At 70.8% G+C, this 15,948-nt stretch carries 15 protein-coding genes; 8 read left to right on the forward strand and 7 right to left on the reverse strand.

Translation table 11 applies throughout. The annotated features are described in order from the left end of the window. Positions 1 to 23: 23 nt before the first annotated feature. Positions 24 to 815: a family 1 encapsulin nanocompartment shell protein gene (locus ABMQ42_RS16390; protein WP_349724071.1), complete on the reverse strand. Its 792-nt coding sequence runs from the start codon at positions 813 to 815 to the stop codon at positions 24 to 26. A gap of 19 nt (positions 816 to 834) precedes the next feature. After that, positions 835 to 1,857, reverse strand: a complete 1,023-nt coding sequence (locus ABMQ42_RS16395) for a Dyp-type peroxidase (RefSeq protein ID WP_349724072.1) — start codon at positions 1,855 to 1,857, stop codon at positions 835 to 837. 205 nt (positions 1,858 to 2,062) lie between these two features. Here ABMQ42_RS16395 and ABMQ42_RS16400 point away from each other — a divergent pair, with 205 nt between their 5' ends. Then, entirely contained in the window at positions 2,063 to 2,608 is a 546-nt protein-coding gene (locus tag ABMQ42_RS16400; protein ID WP_349724073.1) for a hypothetical protein, read from the forward strand. Between the two features lie 13 nt (positions 2,609 to 2,621). Here the strand turns inward: ABMQ42_RS16400 and ABMQ42_RS16405 are convergent, their stop codons facing one another. Both ABMQ42_RS16405 and ABMQ42_RS16410 read right to left on the reverse strand, forming a co-directional pair. Then, complete coding sequence (locus ABMQ42_RS16405) at positions 2,622 to 4,565, reverse strand: FUSC family protein (RefSeq protein WP_349724074.1); 1,944 nt, start codon at positions 4,563 to 4,565, stop codon at positions 2,622 to 2,624. Positions 4,566 to 4,636: 71 nt separating this feature from the next. Then, positions 4,637 to 5,425, reverse strand: a complete 789-nt coding sequence (locus ABMQ42_RS16410) for an alpha/beta fold hydrolase (RefSeq protein WP_349724075.1) — start codon at positions 5,423 to 5,425, stop codon at positions 4,637 to 4,639. Positions 5,426 to 5,488: 63 nt separating this feature from the next. Here ABMQ42_RS16410 and ABMQ42_RS16415 point away from each other — a divergent pair, with 63 nt between their 5' ends. Then, positions 5,489 to 5,923, forward strand: a complete 435-nt coding sequence (locus ABMQ42_RS16415) for a MarR family winged helix-turn-helix transcriptional regulator (RefSeq protein ID WP_349724076.1) — start codon at positions 5,489 to 5,491, stop codon at positions 5,921 to 5,923. A gap of 7 nt (positions 5,924 to 5,930) precedes the next feature. Here ABMQ42_RS16415 and ABMQ42_RS16420 read toward each other — a convergent pair whose 3' ends face one another. Beyond that, complete coding sequence (locus tag ABMQ42_RS16420) at positions 5,931 to 7,079, reverse strand: YeiH family protein (RefSeq protein ID WP_349724077.1); 1,149 nt, start codon at positions 7,077 to 7,079, stop codon at positions 5,931 to 5,933. Positions 7,080 to 7,084: 5 nt separating this feature from the next. Continuing rightward, positions 7,085 to 7,234 carry a hypothetical protein gene (locus ABMQ42_RS16425; protein ID WP_349724078.1) on the reverse strand — a complete coding sequence of 50 codons (150 nt, stop codon included), beginning with the start codon at positions 7,232 to 7,234 and terminating at the stop codon, positions 7,085 to 7,087. A gap of 233 nt (positions 7,235 to 7,467) precedes the next feature. On the opposite strand from ABMQ42_RS16425, the gene ABMQ42_RS16430 reads away from it, so the two are divergent. The 4 genes from ABMQ42_RS16430 (at position 7,468) to ABMQ42_RS16445 (ending at position 12,328) form a co-directional block, all read left to right on the forward strand. Further along, the gene (locus tag ABMQ42_RS16430; protein WP_349724079.1) at positions 7,468 to 8,481 is read left to right on the forward strand and encodes a hypothetical protein; all 1,014 of its coding nucleotides are present in this window, start codon (positions 7,468 to 7,470) and stop codon (positions 8,479 to 8,481) included. Beyond that, positions 8,478 to 8,840: a GntR family transcriptional regulator gene (locus ABMQ42_RS16435; protein ID WP_349724080.1), complete on the forward strand. Its 363-nt coding sequence runs from the start codon at positions 8,478 to 8,480 to the stop codon at positions 8,838 to 8,840. Before ABMQ42_RS16430 ends, ABMQ42_RS16435 begins: the two co-directional genes overlap by 4 nt. Positions 8,841 to 9,088: 248 nt before the next feature. Then, positions 9,089 to 10,537 carry an aldehyde dehydrogenase family protein gene (locus ABMQ42_RS16440; protein WP_349724081.1) on the forward strand — a complete coding sequence of 483 codons (1,449 nt, stop codon included), beginning with the start codon at positions 9,089 to 9,091 and terminating at the stop codon, positions 10,535 to 10,537. 147 nt (positions 10,538 to 10,684) lie between these two features. Continuing rightward, entirely contained in the window at positions 10,685 to 12,328 is a 1,644-nt protein-coding gene (locus ABMQ42_RS16445; protein WP_349724082.1) for an HNH endonuclease signature motif containing protein, read from the forward strand. A 46-nt stretch (positions 12,329 to 12,374) separates the two neighbouring features. Here ABMQ42_RS16445 and ABMQ42_RS16450 read toward each other — a convergent pair whose 3' ends face one another. Then, positions 12,375 to 14,210, reverse strand: a complete 1,836-nt coding sequence (locus ABMQ42_RS16450) for a DUF2207 domain-containing protein (protein WP_349724083.1) — start codon at positions 14,208 to 14,210, stop codon at positions 12,375 to 12,377. A 35-nt stretch (positions 14,211 to 14,245) separates the two neighbouring features. On the opposite strand from ABMQ42_RS16450, the gene ABMQ42_RS16455 reads away from it, so the two are divergent. Together ABMQ42_RS16455 and ABMQ42_RS16460 are read left to right on the forward strand one after the other, a co-directional pair. Next, entirely contained in the window at positions 14,246 to 14,683 is a 438-nt protein-coding gene (locus tag ABMQ42_RS16455) for a MarR family winged helix-turn-helix transcriptional regulator (protein WP_349724084.1), read from the forward strand. A gap of 77 nt (positions 14,684 to 14,760) precedes the next feature. Next, positions 14,761 to 15,945: an FAD-binding domain gene (locus ABMQ42_RS16460; protein WP_349724085.1), complete on the forward strand. Its 1,185-nt coding sequence runs from the start codon at positions 14,761 to 14,763 to the stop codon at positions 15,943 to 15,945. Positions 15,946 to 15,948 lie beyond the last annotated feature (3 nt).

Raw genomic sequence — 15,948 nt, forward strand, 5'->3', positions numbered from 1 at the left:
CCGATTCGCGAGGCGAGGGTCGGTCAGGCGATGACGACCGAGGCCTCGGCGGTGAACGCGAGGAAGGCCAGTGACTCCTGCAGGTAGAGCGTCACGCTCTCGGCGTCGTGCGAGAGGTAGCCGATCGACACGTCCTGCCCGAGCTGCAGCGTGTAGTCGCCGCCGCGCAGGCTCAGCAGCAGCGCGCCGGAGAGCGCCGGCGCGAACACGATGCGCTCGGGCCCGAGCAGGCGCTCCAAGTGGCTGAGGATCGGATAGCCCTGGTCGACCGCCTCGGCAGCCGCCGTGTACAGGTCGCTGGAGAGCACGAGGGCGTAAGGACCCTCGACGCCGGCGATGCGCAGCGCGGTCTGCGCCCGCGAGACGGCCGCCGGCAGCTCTTGCACATCGCTCGGCAGGGGAACCGTGTCGTTCGAGCTCGACGGCCCGATGCCCGTCATACCGAGCGCCCCGCCGAAGACGATGCGGTCCTCGGCGGTGGCCAGCTGCTCGGCAGCGTCCTTCACGGGCTGCCAGTCGGAGTCCTGCGCACCCCGCTCGACGTCGTCGACCGCCGCGCGCGTCACCGTGAACGGTACGCGCAGCTCGACGAGCGGCTGCACCTCGCGCTGCCGGGCCTGCACGCCGTCGGCCGGAGCGTCCACGGTGGACGTGTGACCGGTGCCCACGGCCGAGAAGGCCGAGCCCGCGGCATCCGGCACATCGACGACGCGACGCCCGGCGATGCGCACCTTGAACGTGCGCGCGGCCTCTTCGGCGATCTCGTCCCACGCGGCCGCGCTGACGGGCGCGAGTTCGCGATGCAGATTGTCCATGTCGTCTCCTTCGTACAGGTCAGTTCTTGAGCCCGCCGATGCGCAGGCTGGTGTCGGGTGGGGTGGATGCCGCAGCCGCTGCCACCCCATCGGCCGAGCTGTCGGCGGTCGCGGCATCCACACCCACCGGCGGATCGTCGAGGAAGTCGATCGTCGGCACGAAGAACAGCCCGCCGGTCACCGCCGTCGAGAAGTCGAGGATGCGGTCGTGGTTGCCGGGCGGGTCGCCGAGGAACATGTTCTCGAGCATCTGCTCGATCACGCCGACGTCGCCCGCGTAGCCGATGAAGTACGTGCCGAACTCGCCGTCGGCGATGCTGCCGAACGGCATGTTGTCGCGCAGGATGTCGCGCTCGGTGCCGTCGGGGTCTTCGATCGTGTTCAGTGCGACGTGCGAGTTCACGGGCTTGACAGCGTCGTCCAGTTCGACGTCGTCGAGCTTCGTGCGTCCGATGACGCGCTCCTGCTCTTCGACCGGCAGCGCGTTCCACGTGCGCAGGTCATGCGTGTACTTCTGCACGATGACGTAGCTGCCGCCGGTGTAGGCGGGGTCCTCGCCGCCGATGAGCACGGCGTCGGTCGCGGCATCCCCCTCGGGATTCTCGGTGCCGTCGACGAAGCCCAGCAGATCACGCTCGTCGAAGTAGCGGAAGCCGTGCACCTCGTCGACGACCTCGACGGCATCGCCGAGCCGGTCGGAGAGCAGGCGCGCGAACTCGAAGCAGAGGTCCATGTCACGGGAGCGCAGGTGCACGAGCAGGTCGCCGGGCGTCGCAGGGGCCGCGTGCACCGGCCCCTGCAGCGGCACGAAGGGGTGCAGCAGCGCGGGCTTGGGCAGGTCGAACAGGCGGTCCCACGCGTCGGAAGAGATGCCGATCACGCAGTTCAGCTCGGCATCGGGGCGCCGGAACGACGCGGACCGGCACAGTCCCGACACCTCGGTGAGCGCATCGCGCACCACGGGCTCGGAACCGCGCGCGATCGTCAGCACGAGGAAGATCGCCGCGCGCGCGGGCGGGGCCACGACCTGCTGGGTCACCATGCTTCGATCACATCACGCCGGCGGGCACTCGGCAATGGACCCGCGCGAAGGATGTATCAGGATGCTGTGACGGCCGCTCTCTCGTGACAAGTGACAGTGCGGGCCCGGTGACGGGCCCCGGCTCTGGGGAGCGTCGGGGTTCGGGTTGTACGGGGGACGTTTCCGGGCCCGCACTGTCGTCCATTCGTCGCTGGGGAGGGCGAACATGGGCACGCTGGAGATGACGACGGGCACGCTGGGGAGCGTCGACCTCGACCCGGGGATCCGGGCCTGGGTCGATGCCGGGCCCGCACTTGACGACGGGTACTCGCGGCGGCGCGCGCTTCACGCGCTGCGCCGCCGCGGCCCGGAAGGCGTCGCGGCCCTTGCACGGGCCTACCGCACCGGTGCCGATGCCGTGCAGACCGCGCTCGTGCAGTGCGCCGCCGAGCTGGGATCGGCCGAGGCCGGCTGGTTCCTCGTGGAGGTGCTGGATGCCGACATCCACCCGCTCGCCTCGGTCGCTGCCGAGACCACCCGGCGCGTGATGGCGCTGCGCGGGCTGACGCCGCTCGCCTCTACCGGCGATCGCGATGCCGCCGATGCGATAGCGCGGGCGATGCGGCATCCGCTCTCGTCCGTCCGCTATGCGGCGTACGCGACGGTGCGCAGCCTGCCCGACGAGATCCAGCAGTCCGCCGAGCTGCGGTTCGGCCTGCTGGTGCTGGCCGACGAGTTCCGTGATCTGTACGAGGCGGATGCCGCGGGCTGACCACCCGCGCACCTCACTCCTCGCCGCGGCGGAAAACGGCCAGCCCCGCCCGCAGCTCGGCGGTGAGCGGTTCGAGCACGGGGTCCTGCGGCGCGGGCGTCACGGGTCGCGGCGGCTCGCCGCGTGCGGCATCGCCGATCGCCTCGGCCGCCGCCGCGAGCCGTTCGACCTGGTTCGGGTCGACGGCGGCGGCACCGCTGTGCAGGATGATCGCCGTGGTCGCGTCGACGGCGCGCTCGAGCGTGACGATGACCGGCCACCAGCCGGCGGCCGTGCGACTGACCGGCGGCGGTTCGCTCAGGGCCTGCTGCAGGTTCGTGCGCAGGTCGGTCAGCTGCCGGTACGCCTGGCGCCGCGCGGTCTGCCGCACACCCGGCGCGGTGCCGAAGCCGATGCGGATGTACGCGGCCAGGGCCGAGGCCGCCCGCGCGATGCGGGGACCGAACCGCGAGCGCGACCGCCAGGTGTCGGGCCAGGGCAGGTACCCGACGACGAGCACGATGGCGCAGCCGACGACGGTGTCGGTGACGCGCCCGACGACGAGGTCGAAGCCGCCGCCGGCACCCAGGTCGAGCAGCATCACGATCACGGGCGTGAGGAACATCGTGAACAGCCCGTAGTTGCGCCGCTGCGCGAACGGCATGAGGGCGGCGAACACCGCGATCGCGATGAGCGGCACGACGTGCCCCGGCGAGAGGGCGAGCAGGGCGGTGCCGATGAGCACACCGAGCACCGTGCCCACCCCGCGCTGCACGGCGCGTGCGAAGACGCTGCCGAAATCGGGCTTGAGCGTCACCGCGATCGTCATGACGATCCAGTACGGCCGCTCGGCCGGATAGAACGCGGCCACGATCTCGCCCACCGCGAGGCACAGCACGAGCCGCAGGATCGGCGTCCACGTCTCGCGGCCGCCGGCGACGGCATCCCACACCCCACTCAGTCGCGTGCGCATCGTCGTCTGCGCCGTCGTCGCGCCCGGCAGGCGCATCGCCCGGGTGATGGGCGACGGCTCGGCGGCCGGGGTCGCCGTGGCACGCGGGGTGTGACGCGCGAGCTCGTCGACGGCCTCGAGTCCGGCGGCGAGGTCGCGCCACTCGGGCCGCTCGAGCACCGCGAACCAGAGCGCCTCGTCGGGTGGATCGGTGCGGGCGATGCGCTCGCCCAGGTCGCGCACCCAGGCGGTGAGCTCGGGCGGGATGCCGCGGCCCGCGACCGCGCGGACGGTCGTCGCCTCGATCACCGGGGTCGCGGCGTTCAGGAACGCGGCCTGCCGGCGGATGTGCGGGTCGCGGCCGCCGACGCGGGCGCGCGAGGTGGTGACGATGTCGTATGCGCGATTCATCGCGAGCGTGAGCCGGTTGCGGGCGTCGTCGGTGCCCGCGTCGCCGCCGCACGCCGCCATGTAGTCGGCGAGCCGCGCGAAGACGTCGGCGACGGCATCCCGCCCCGGATCGCTCGCCAACAGGCGGCTCTCGATCATCGCGAGCAGCACGGCCCACGCGGCGCCCACCACGTAGCCGACGGGCGGCAGCCATTCGGGCACGGCGCCGAAGTCGGCGCCCGAACCGACGATCAGGTAGATGAGGAACTGCAGGGAAGCGACCGAGGCGACCGCGCCCTGCAGGCTCAGGATGCCGCCGAGAAGGCCCCCGGCGACGACGCACACGCCCGTCAGCAACGGGTGCCCGGCGATGAGCCCGCCGAGCACGAAGCCGATGAAGCCGCCCGTGGTCGCCCAGGCGACCCGCACGACGCGCGAGCGCATGGTGCCCTCGGCGTCGGTGAGGCTGCCGCCGAGCGCGCCGATCGAGAGCAGGAGTCCCAGCCCGAGCTGACCGAGCGCCGCACCGAGCGAGACGGGGAGGGCGATCGCGACGGCGACCCGCAGCATCCGCACCCAGGGCACCGGCACATGCTGCTGGCGCGCGAGTTCGCGCACCCATCTCGGGCCCGACACGGCATCAGCCTACGTCGGACCCGGGCGCGCACTCGGGCGACGGGCGGTGGTGGTGCGAGACACCCCCGACGCTAGACGCGCGCCCCAGCCCCGACGAACGCCGCCAGCGCGTCGTACAGCGCATCGGGCGTCTCGAGCTGGGGCACGTGTCCGCTGCGCTCGAGCAGCGCGAACTGCGCACCCGGGATCGCCGCGGCGTATGCACGGCCGTAGTCGGGGTCGGCGATCCGGTCGGCCGCACCCCAGACGACGAGCGCGGGCACGTCGATCCGCCCGAGCCGGCCGCCCAGACCCGGGTCGGTCATCGTGCCGCCGTAGACGGCGAGCGCGTCGCGATTGCCGAGCGCGATGCGCTGCGCGGCGGGCGGCAGTGTCGCGGGGTCGGGGATGACCGCGACCGACGGGTCGAAATAGCTGTGCGCGGCGATCTCGGCCGGGCTCAGCGCGAAGAAGTCGGCGACGGGATGCCGCGGCACGGCGAGTCCGACGGCGTCGACGAGCGCGATCCGCCCGACGCGCGGCGAGCGGCGCAGGGCGAGCTCGGAGGCGATCCAGCCGCCGAGCGAGTTGCCGATGACGGTGACGTCGGCGAGGTCGAGGGCGTCGAGCAGCGCCGCGTACAGCTCGGCGAGGCCGGCCACGTCGGCGAGCGCGTCGGGGCGCGGTGTGTCGCCGAAGCCGGGATGCGTCGGCGCGATGACCCGCACGCCCGATCGCTCGGCGAGGAGGTCGGCGAAGCCGGCGACCGACGCCGGGCCCGCGCCACCGTGCAGCAGCAGTACGGCGGGGCCGGTGCCCACGTCGGAGAAGGAGAGCGGGACCTCGCCCGCCGCGGTCGTGAGGGTGAGGTTCGCATCCATGCCCGAAATAGTAACACAACATGTTTATATAAAGACATTGCGTCACCGCGATACGATCGCATCATGACGATGTCGACGCAGCAGCTCGGGCAGGCGATCAAGCGGCTCCAGGTCAGGCACCACCGCGCCGGCAACGAGGCGCTGCGCCGCCTCGACGTGACGATCGTGCAATGGGATGCGCTGCGCCATCTCGCCGCCCATCCCGGCGCTTCGCTGCACGACCTGGCGACGCTCACCTTCCAGACCGACCAGGCGTTCGGCACGCTGGCCGCGCGGATGGAGGCGCGGGGACTCATCCGCCGCGTGAGCGGCCGGGGCCGCGCCATCCGTCCCGAACTCACGCCGGAGGGGCGACGCGTGCTCGCCGCCGCGGATGAGGCGATGGATGCCGTCCTGCACGACTCCTTCGACCGCTTGACGCCCGCCGAGCAGAAGGTGCTCGGCGAGCTGCTCGCCCGGCTGGTCGACGACGCGCCGGGCGAGCAGCTCACTGGGTGACGGGCGGTCAGGACCCGTTCCAGCCGAGCACGCGCGAGGTGAACAGCACCAGGCCGAGCGAGATCACGGCGACGCTCGCCAGGCCTACGACCGCCACCACGAGCGGGCGCCAGCCGGTCTTCACGAGCGCTCGGATGTCGGTGGACAGTCCGACCCCGGCGAAGGTGAACAGGAACGCCCAGCGCGAGAGGTTGCCCAGGTTCGCCACCTGCTCGGTGCTGAACGCGCCGATGGTCACCAGCAGCGACACTGCGAGGAAGCCGAGCACAAACTTCGGGAACTTGGCCCAGACGAAGGCGGCCTTGGCACCGAAGCCGGGGGCCAGCCGGTCCGCCTGACCGCGGCCCGACCAGAACAGGGCGAAGCCCAGCACCACGAAGCCGATCAGCGAGTTGCGCACCGACTTGACGAGCACGGCGAGGTCGCCCGCCTCGTCGGAGAAGGCGTAACCGGTCGCGGTCGTCTCGGCGGTGTTGTCGACGGCGAGGCCCGCCCACAGACCGAACTCATGGTCACTGAGCCCGATGGCGTGGCCGAGCGGCGGCAGGACGAACAGGCTGACGGCGCCGAGCGTGAGGATGGCCGCGATCGCATACCCGACCTCGGTGTTCTTGGCGCGGATCGCACCGCGCGCGGCGATGATCGCCGAGACGCCGCAGATCGAGGTGCCGATGGCCAGCAGCGAGCCGAGCTTGCCCGACAGGCCGAGCCAGTGCGCGACCAGCAGGATGATCGTGCCGGCCAGAGTCATGTCGACGAGGATCTGGATGAGGCTCGTGCCGCCGAGCTTGGCGACGTCGCCGATCACGAAGCGCGCGCCGAGCAGAACGATTCCGGCTTTCAGCCAGAACTCGAACGTCGCGACCCCGGGCTTGAAGACCTTGTGCAGGCCGAACACGTTGGTGATGATCAGCCCGATGACGATCGCCCAGAGCACGTACTCGATGTCGGGCACCTTCCAGCCGAGCGCCGCGCCCAGCTGCAGCCACCACTTCTCGCAGAACTTGCCGAGCAGGCCGACGGCCAGGAGCAACAGGATGCCGGGCACGTAGTCGAGCGGGTTGCGACTGCGGAACGGATCGGTCTCGGCGAGCGCCTCGAGCTGGGCGGCGTCGCGGTCGGCGGCGGTGGGTTCGGCCGTGGTGCTGTGCGTCATGGCGCTCACCAGCCGATCGTGGGCAGAAGATCGGTGACCGCAAGCAGAACGAAGACGCCCGCGAGGATCACCGCCCACCAGTCGAGGCCGAGGCGGAATCGGGGCGCGGCCGGAGTGGGCGGCGCGTCCTCCGTGGGGGATGCGGGGGAGGTCATGTCTGATCCTTTCCTGAGTAAGTCATGCGAATTACTTGAGTATGGCGAGACGTCACCGGCACGACAATGCGGGGATGCCGCCGCCCGCAACAGTCGGACACGCAGCGTCATCGAGCGCGTCAGAAGGACATCTTCGGGATGCCGCGGCCGACCACGCCGCAGGTGCTGCGGATCTTGTACTTCCGATGCGTCACAAGTTGTGTTAAACATGTGACACAAATAAGGAGACTCCGATGCCGCACACGTCATTCACCCCGGTCGATCTCGCCGGGGCCGCCCTGTCTCTGCCCGTGGTCACGCTGCTCATCGCGGCAGTGCTGGTCGCCATCCTCCTGATCGCGACGAACGCGCAGTCGGCCTCGGCGCCCGCCCTGACGGCCGGGGCCGCGGCATCCCGTCACCTGCCCGAACTGCGGGCGGTGCGCGGTGTCGCGATCGGGGTCATCGCCGTGTTCATCATCGACGTCCTCGTGCGCGGGTACCTGCTCGACCTGAGCGACGTGGTGTCGTGGTGGCGGTTCGCCACTCCCCTGTTCGTCGCACTCGTCGGCGTGTGCGTGGTGCTGTCGCTCGTCACGACGCGCGGCACGACGCGCCCCGAGTCGCCGGTGTCGCCCACGGCGCGCCGCACCTGGACGAGCTTCGGCCCGCGCGCGGGCCTGATCGGCGCCGGCATCGTGCTCGCCGCGCTCGTCGCGACCACGGTCACGGCAGGGCTGGCGTCGTCGCCCGATGGGCAGGGGCGGTACATCTGGCTGGTCATTCCGGTGCCGAACGAGAGCGGGATCGACCCGCTTCGCACCTGGTTCTACGGATGGGCGTACGGAGTGCCGGTGCTCATCTGCACGGCTGCGCTGGCGATCGCGACATGGGTGACGCTGCAGCGCAACGCCGCGCGGTCGTTCGTGCGGCCCGACACCGTTGCGGCCGAGCGAGCGGCGCGGCGCGTCGTGGCCGGCGGCGTCGTGCGCATCGCCACCGGCGCGATGCTGCTGTCCCTCGCGGGGGCCTGGCGGCTGATCTCGTCGGCGGGGTCGGGCAGCCTGCTCTGGATCATGGGGCAGAACGGCGGGCAGCCGTACGACGCCATGTGGCGCTACGGTGCCCTCGCAGACCTCGCCGGGTGGCTCGCCCCGTTCGCCGAGATCGCCGGCTTCGCCCTGTTGCTGCTCGTCGCCGCGCGCCGGGCGCGCGTCATGCGCAGCGCTCCGCGGCCGGAGTTCGCCGGGGTGGAGGCACTGCGATGACCGCGCTCCTGGATGCCGCCGCCGACGCCAACCCGACCGTCGACATCTACCGGCAGCTGCGGGGACTCATCGTGTCGGGGCAGCTCGCCGCCGACGAGCGACTGCCGACGGTGCGGCAGACCGCCGGCGATCTGGGCGTGGCGCCCGGCACGGTCGCGAAAGCATACAAGCTGCTCGAGCGCGACGGTCTGGTCGTCACCCGCACGGCCGCAGGCACTCGCGTCGCCGCGTCGGCGGCGGTGCTCCCCCGCCCGGTGCTGCAGCAGGTGCGCGCGCTGGTCGACGTCTCCGCCGAGAGCAGCGCAGGGCTCGACGATGTCATCGACGTGCTGCGCGCGGTGTGGCGCGCGGGCGGGTGAGCAGCGGGCGTGGGCCGGCGCGGCGCGGACCGAGATGTCAGAACCATGAGAGCTGCATAAGAATTACGAAAAGATAACGCTCAGGGCTGGCGTCCGTTACCTCGTCGTTATACAGTGGTCGCACGGTGGTTGTTTTGCTGTGGCAGCCACCGGCATGTGATTGCAGGACACTCTTGGTGCAAGGGAAAAGGCCCGGTCAGTAAGCCTCTCTGACCGGGCCTTACTCTTGATGTGGATCGGAGTCGATGATGACACTCTCCCCCTGGCACAACACCCTCTTCTCGGACGGCTGGCGCGCCGGCACCGGCGCCCCGCTCGACGTGGTCGCCCCGGCGACCGGCGCGGTGATCGACACGGTCGCCCAGGCCGATGCTGCCGATCTCGACCGGGCCGTGACCTCGGCGACCGCCGCCCAGAAGGCATGGGCGAAGGCGCCCTATGCCGTGCGCGCCGCGGTCATGCTCAAGGCGTCCCAGCTGCTCGAGGCCGATCCCGGCCGCCTGACGAACGTGCTGATCCCCGAGAGCGGATCGGGCCGTGGCAAGGCCGATTTCGAGGCCGGGCTTGTGATCAGCGAGCTGCAGGAGGCGGCGGCCCTGGCATCCCACCCGTACGGCGAACTCCTGCGCAGCGTGAAGGACCGCACCTCGATCGCCCGGCGCGTGCCGCTCGGCGTCGTCGGGGTGATCTCGCCGTTCAACTTCCCCGCGATCCTGTCGATGCGCTCGGTCGCGCCCGCGCTCGCGCTGGGCAACGCCGTGATCCTCAAGCCCGATCCGCGCACCTCGATCTCGGGTGGGCTCGCGCTCGCCGCGCTGTTCGAAGAGGCCGGGCTGCCGCAGGGCGTGCTGCACGTGCTGCCGGGCGGCGGCGAGCTCGGCGCCGCGCTGGTCACTCACCCCGGCGTGCCGTGCATCTCGTTCACCGGATCGACGCCCGCCGGCCGCAAGATCGGCGAAGCCGCCGCACCCCTCTTGAAGCGCGTGCACCTCGAGCTCGGCGGCAACAACGCGATGCTGGTGCTGCCCGACGCCGATGTGCAGGCCGCAGCCTCGGTCGGCGCATGGGGGTCGTTCCTGCATCAGGGCCAGATCTGCATGACCACCGGGCGACACCTCGTGCATCGCTCCCAAGCAGAGGAGTACATCGCCGCACTGACGGAGAAAGCCCGCGGCATCCCGGTCGGCGATCCGGAAGAGGGGATGCCGCTGGGCCCGGTCATCGACGAGAAGCAGCGGGATCGCGTGCACGGGTATGTGACGGCAGCCGTCGAGCACGGTGCGACGCTCGCCGTCGGCGGCGAGTATGAAGGCCTCTTCTACCGGCCGACGGTGCTGACGGATGTCGCATCCGACAACCCCGCGTGGGCCGAGGAGATCTTCGGGCCCGTCGCTCCGATCCAGATCTACGACGACGTCGACGAGGCGATCGACGTGATCAACGCGTCGGAGTACGGGCTGTCGGTGTCGATCATCACGTCGAACCCGTACGCCGCATACGAGCTGTGCGATCGCATTGAATCGGGCGCCGTGCACATCAACGACGCGACGGTGGATGACGAAGCCGTCATCCCTTTCGGAGGCTCGAAGGCCTCGGGGGTCGGCGGTCGCTTCGGCGGACCGCGCGCGAACCTCGACACCTTCACCGAGACGCAGTGGGTCACGATGCAGAGCCGCGTGGAGCGGTATCCGTTCTGATCGGGATGCCGCTCATTGGCCGGATAAGCGCATCGATTCCTCCACAGGCGGGCACGATTCGGGCCGTATCGGAGTTATCCACAGATTAGTGCGCTGACCGGGGATTCGCCTGCTTTCAATGTCGGTGGTGGGCGGCATGATGGAAGCATGAACACGGCACCCGCCCACCTGCTCGAGACCCTGGCCGGTCTCGACGCCACGCTGGGTGAGACCGTGCACGACGCACTGGGGGCCGACACGATCTCGGCCCTGCCCGACGCCGAACTGCTCGAACTGACCCGCCTCACCGAAGCGCTCGGGCGTCGGGTCGACACGTTGCGGATCACCACCGCCGCCGAGGTCGATCACCGGTCCCGCACCGAGCTCGGTGAGGAACGCCTCTCCGCCCGCTCCGGGTGCTCAAGTGCCGCGGACCTGCTCTGCCGAGTCACCGGTGTCGCCGGCACCACCGCGCGTGCCCGGATCCGACAGGGGCGTGCGGTCGCCGTGCGCACGACGCTGACCGGCGAGCCGTTGCCGGCGCTGTTCCCCACCGTCAGGGAAGCGCTCGTCGACGGGGGCATCGGCATCGACTCCGTCACCGCCATCACCGCCGTGCTGGGCTCGATCGCCGACCGGACCAACCCGGCCCAGTGGTCGGCGGCAGAGTATGAGCTGACCGCGGCGGCCACCGGGCATGGTGCTGACGGGGCACCCCCATGTACGGCCGATGAGACCCGCATCCAGGCGAAGGTCTGGGAGCTCGTGCTCGACCCCGACGGGGCACTCCCCGACGCCGAGCGCGCGGCTCGCAAACGCGGGATCCGGTTCGGACCCGACCAGGGCGGCATCCGCCCCGTCAACGGCTGGATCCTGACCGAACTCTACGAACAGTTCCGCCTGCTCGCCGACGCGCATCTCAACCCCCGCGTGGCAGACCTGCCTGATCCCACCAGCGAGACCGGGGACACCAGCGACACCACCGGCAACGGCGTCACGGCTCCGACCGGCCGTACCGGTGATGGCATCAGCGGGCCCGGCGTGACCTTCCGGGAGAATCCCGACACCACCGACGAGACCGGCCCCGCCGAGCCGAAAGACACCCGCTCGTACGCGCAGAAACTGCACGATGTGTTCGCCAGCATCCTGGGTATTGCCGCACGCTCCGCCGAGGCTCCCACCCTGGGCGGCGCAGCCCCCGTCATCGTCATCACCATCGACGACGACGACCTGCACCCCGACCGCCACGACAGCAACGGCGCCGGTGATCACGACGGCAGGGGCACGGCTCGTGGCGACGCCGAGGGCCACGAGGGCATCGGGTTCATCAACGGCACCGACTGCACCGTCCCCGCCTTCGTCGCCCGCCAGAACGCCTGCAACGCCGGCACCCAGCGCCAGATCCTCGACGGTGACGGGCGCATCATCGCCCTGGGCACACCCAACCGCACCTTCAACGCCGCCCAACGCAAAGCCATCACCGCCCGCGACGGCACCTGCATCATCCCCGGCTGCCACGCCCCCGCCGCCTGGTGCGAGATCCACCACGTCACCCCCCACGCCGAAGGCGGACCCACCCACGTCGACAACGGCGTCCCCCTGTGCTGGTGGCACCACCGCACCATCGAAACCAGCGGATGGCAGATCCGCATGGTGAACGGACTCCCCCAGGTGCGTGCACCCCGCAACCTCGACCCCACCGGTGCCTGGCGACCCGCCCACGGATCCCTCCACCACGCCCGCAACCGACTCCGCCGGCGCCTCGGCAACACAACCCGAACACCCGCCACCGACGAAATCAGACGCACGTAGGCCATCCGTTCACGCCTGACAGCCGTGCCCACACACCACCGAGAGCTCAGACCCCGCCGCCACCGCCACCGCCGCCACCGCCGCCGGAGAAGCCGCCGCCGCTGGAGCCGCCCGAGCTCGAAGAAGACGACGCCGCCGTCGCCGTCAAGGAACTGATGCCGGCGGCGAACGTCGCCGCGTTGAACGTCGCGATGTTCCCGGCATACCACCCGGGCCCGCTGTCGGCCGGATACATCGTCGCGAGCTGCTGCGCCCACTCCTTCTCCTGCCCGAACACGACCGCATACGGCAGCAGCGCCTCGTAGAGCTTCAGCACCTGCCGACGATCATTCACATCGACAGGGGTCTTCTCGGCACCGGAGGGCGACTGCAGCATCCTGATCCGATCCGCTTCGGCCCATTCGATGAACATCTTCAGTCCCTCGAGATGGTCGCGCACTTCGGCACCGGCCGCGGTGAGAGGCGAGCGTGCAATGAGGACCATCGACGCGAAGAAAGCCGCGACGCCGACCGCGATCATCACACCGCCGGCCGCCGCCGACACGTGCGCCGCCATCGCGATGATTCCCGCGACGATCGTGACCGCAAGGCCCGCGACGGCCAGCAGCACGGGCAGGAAGCGTACGTTCTTCTTGTCCTGGCGCTTCCATTTCCGCCGCTTGACCTCGGCCGCGCCCCACCTGAGCATCTGCTGCCCGGCCTTCGCGAAGCGATTGTTGGTCTTCCCGAACGTGAAGACAGCACCGGGTGCGCGGCGGGAACCGAACATCCCCGTCAGCAGCATCCTGCCGTCCTTGTCGCCCGCACGCGATGCATCAACGAGCTCGGCCTGCATCTTGTGCGTGCCGAACACGCGGCGCTCGCCCTCGATCATGCGGATGCTGCCCCGGATCGCCTGCTCGAGCACCTCTGCCGGCACGGCCTTCGACGTCGCACCGCGCATCACGGCCGCAAGCAGCGCATCCACATCCTTCGGTGGCGTGTACTCGGCCACGACCACGGGGCGTCCCGGCTCGTCACGCAGCTTGCGCACCCGCACGATGATCGCAGACACGACCGACGCCAGCGTCGCGAGCACCCCGACTCCCTGGATCCAGCCCCACGGCGACGCCAGTGGGGACGGATCGAAGGGCGTGAACGTGCCCTCGGTGAAGCCGACCGCGATCGACACGTTCTCGCCGGCGTCGAGGTTCTGCGCCGTCGCGTGCATCGTCACCGCCCCGTCTTCGCCGGGCGTCGAGGTGATCTCGCACGCGTCGTCCGCGCCGTACGCGCCCTGATAGCACGACTGCCGCCCGGTGAGGGCGCCGGCGAGCTCCGCGGGCACGTGCAGCGTGGCATCCACCGTCCCGAACGGCTGCGCCCAGCCGGTGCCGTTGACGTCCCAGTAGAACTCGTCGGCACCGGAGTCGGAGAAGTGCCAGGTCACATGACGTGCGGTGTACGTGAACACGAAGGTCTGCGCCCCGTGCAGATAGTCGTCGCTGCGCGACGTGATCGTGAACCAGCCGTCGTCGTCATCCGTGTCGGCCGGGCGCGGATCGCCGTTCTCGTCCGTCACCGACACGAGATGCAGGTTCAGCGGTTGCCCGTTGTACGTGTCGGGGATCGACCGCTTCATGCCGTGGTTCTGATCGGTCTGCGGAAACTCGGCGACGAACGTCTCGACCACCCTCAGCGTGCTCGTGCCGTCGTCGTCGCGACCGAGCGTGTAATCGACGTCGAGGCTCGAGAAGGAGAAGTCGTCGACATCGCCGGCGACGGGTCCGACGACCGCGGCGGATCCCGCGGGGACGACCGCGGCCGCAGCCGGTGCGATGGAGAGGAGGGATGCCGCGGCCACCGCGGCCGCGACGAGGAGAGCACGGACATATCGAGGCATCTCTGTCAGCCTATGGGTCCGGATACGCTGGAGCGATGACCGACCGTCACCTGGCCGTCGCCGCCTGGGAGAGCCTGTTCCGCGCGCAGCACGAGATCTTCGCGCAGATCAGCGGAGACTTCGACGACGCGACGCTGAGTCAGGCCGAGTACGACGTGCTGCTCACGGTCTCGCGCTCACCCGAGATGACCGCACGGCTGCGCGACGTCACCGCCAACATGCTCATCAGCCAGCCCAGCGTCTCCCGCCTCGTCGAGAGGATGGTCGCGCGCGGCCTCATCGCCAAGTGTCCCGACCCGGACGATGGACGCGGTTCGCTCGTGCGCGCGACCGACGAGGGCGCCTCGCGCTTCCGCGCCATCGCCACCGCCCACGCACGTGCGATCGCCGCGCAGATGACCGCTCTCGACGACGACGAGCTCGCCGAGCTCCAGCGCCTCACCGACAAGCTGCGCGGACGCCCGAAGGACTGATCTCCCGCCGGCGCACAGCGCCGCCCGCCGCCGCCACCGCGCGGTGTAGCGTCGGTCTCAGACGCGGAGGTGCGACGATGCGCGTGGCGATCAACGGCGCGGGCGTGGCGGGCCCCACGGCGGCCTTCTGGCTGGCGCGCCGCGGACACGAGCCCGTCCTCTTCGAACGCGCCCCCTCTCGGCGCACCGGCGGCTACGTCATCGATTTCTGGGGCCTCGGCTACGACCTCGCCGAGCGGATGGGCCTCACGGACCGGCTGCGCGAGCGCGGGTACTTCGTCGAGCAGCTCGTCGCCGTCGACGAGCACGGGCACCGCATCGCGACCGCGCAGGTCGAGCCCATGCGCAGGGCCGTCGGCGACCGGTTCGTCAGCATCGCGCGCAGCGAGCTGTCGGATGCGCTGCTCGACGCGTGCGGCGACGCCCCCGTGCGGTTCGGGACCTCGATCACCGATGTCTCCCCCGATGCCGACGGCGTCACCGCCACGCTCTCCGACGGCACGACCGAGCGCTTCGACGCCGTGATCGGCGCCGACGGCCTGCACTCACGCATCCGCGAGGCGGTGTTCGGGCCCGAACGGCGCTTCGAGCACGACCTCGGCTGCACGGTCATCGCGTTCCACATCCCGGGGTATCGACCCCGTGAGGAGCTCGTGTACGCGACCCACACCGTCGTCGGTCGCCAGGCCGCCCGCTTCACGATGCGCCACGACGACACGCTCGCGCTGTTCGTGTGCGAATCGGATCGACTCGGCCCGATCGGCGACGACCCGCGTGCGGCCGTGCGCAGGGCCTTCGCCGACATGGAGTGGGAGGTCCCCGCGCTCCTGGACGGCATGGACGCGGCATCCGACCTCTACGCCGACCGGGTCAGCCAGATCCGCATGGAGCGCTGGAGCCGAGGCAGCGTGGGACTGGTGGGGGACGCCGCGGCCTGCGTCTCGCTGCTGGCCGGCGAGGGCACGGGGCTCGGCATGGTCGAGGGGTATGTGCTCGCCGGAGAGCTCGCGCGCACCCCCGGCGACGTCCCCGGGGCGCTCACGCGCTACGAGAGCGCGCTGCACACGTTCATCGCCGCCAAGCAGCACAGTGCGCTGCGGTTCCGCAGCTTCTTCGCGCCGCGCTCGCAGCTCGCGCTGACCACGCGCAATCTCGTCATGCGGCTCATGGCGATCCCGTGGCTCGCCGGACGCACCGGCGCGTTCCTCGGCGACAAGGGATTCGCGCTGCCCGATTACGACGCGCTGCCGCCGGCGGCATAGCGT

Origin of the sequence: Microbacterium sp. KR10-403 (assembly GCF_040196215.1) — a bacterium.
In the GTDB taxonomy this organism is placed as follows: Bacteria; Actinomycetota; Actinomycetes; order Actinomycetales; family Microbacteriaceae; genus Microbacterium.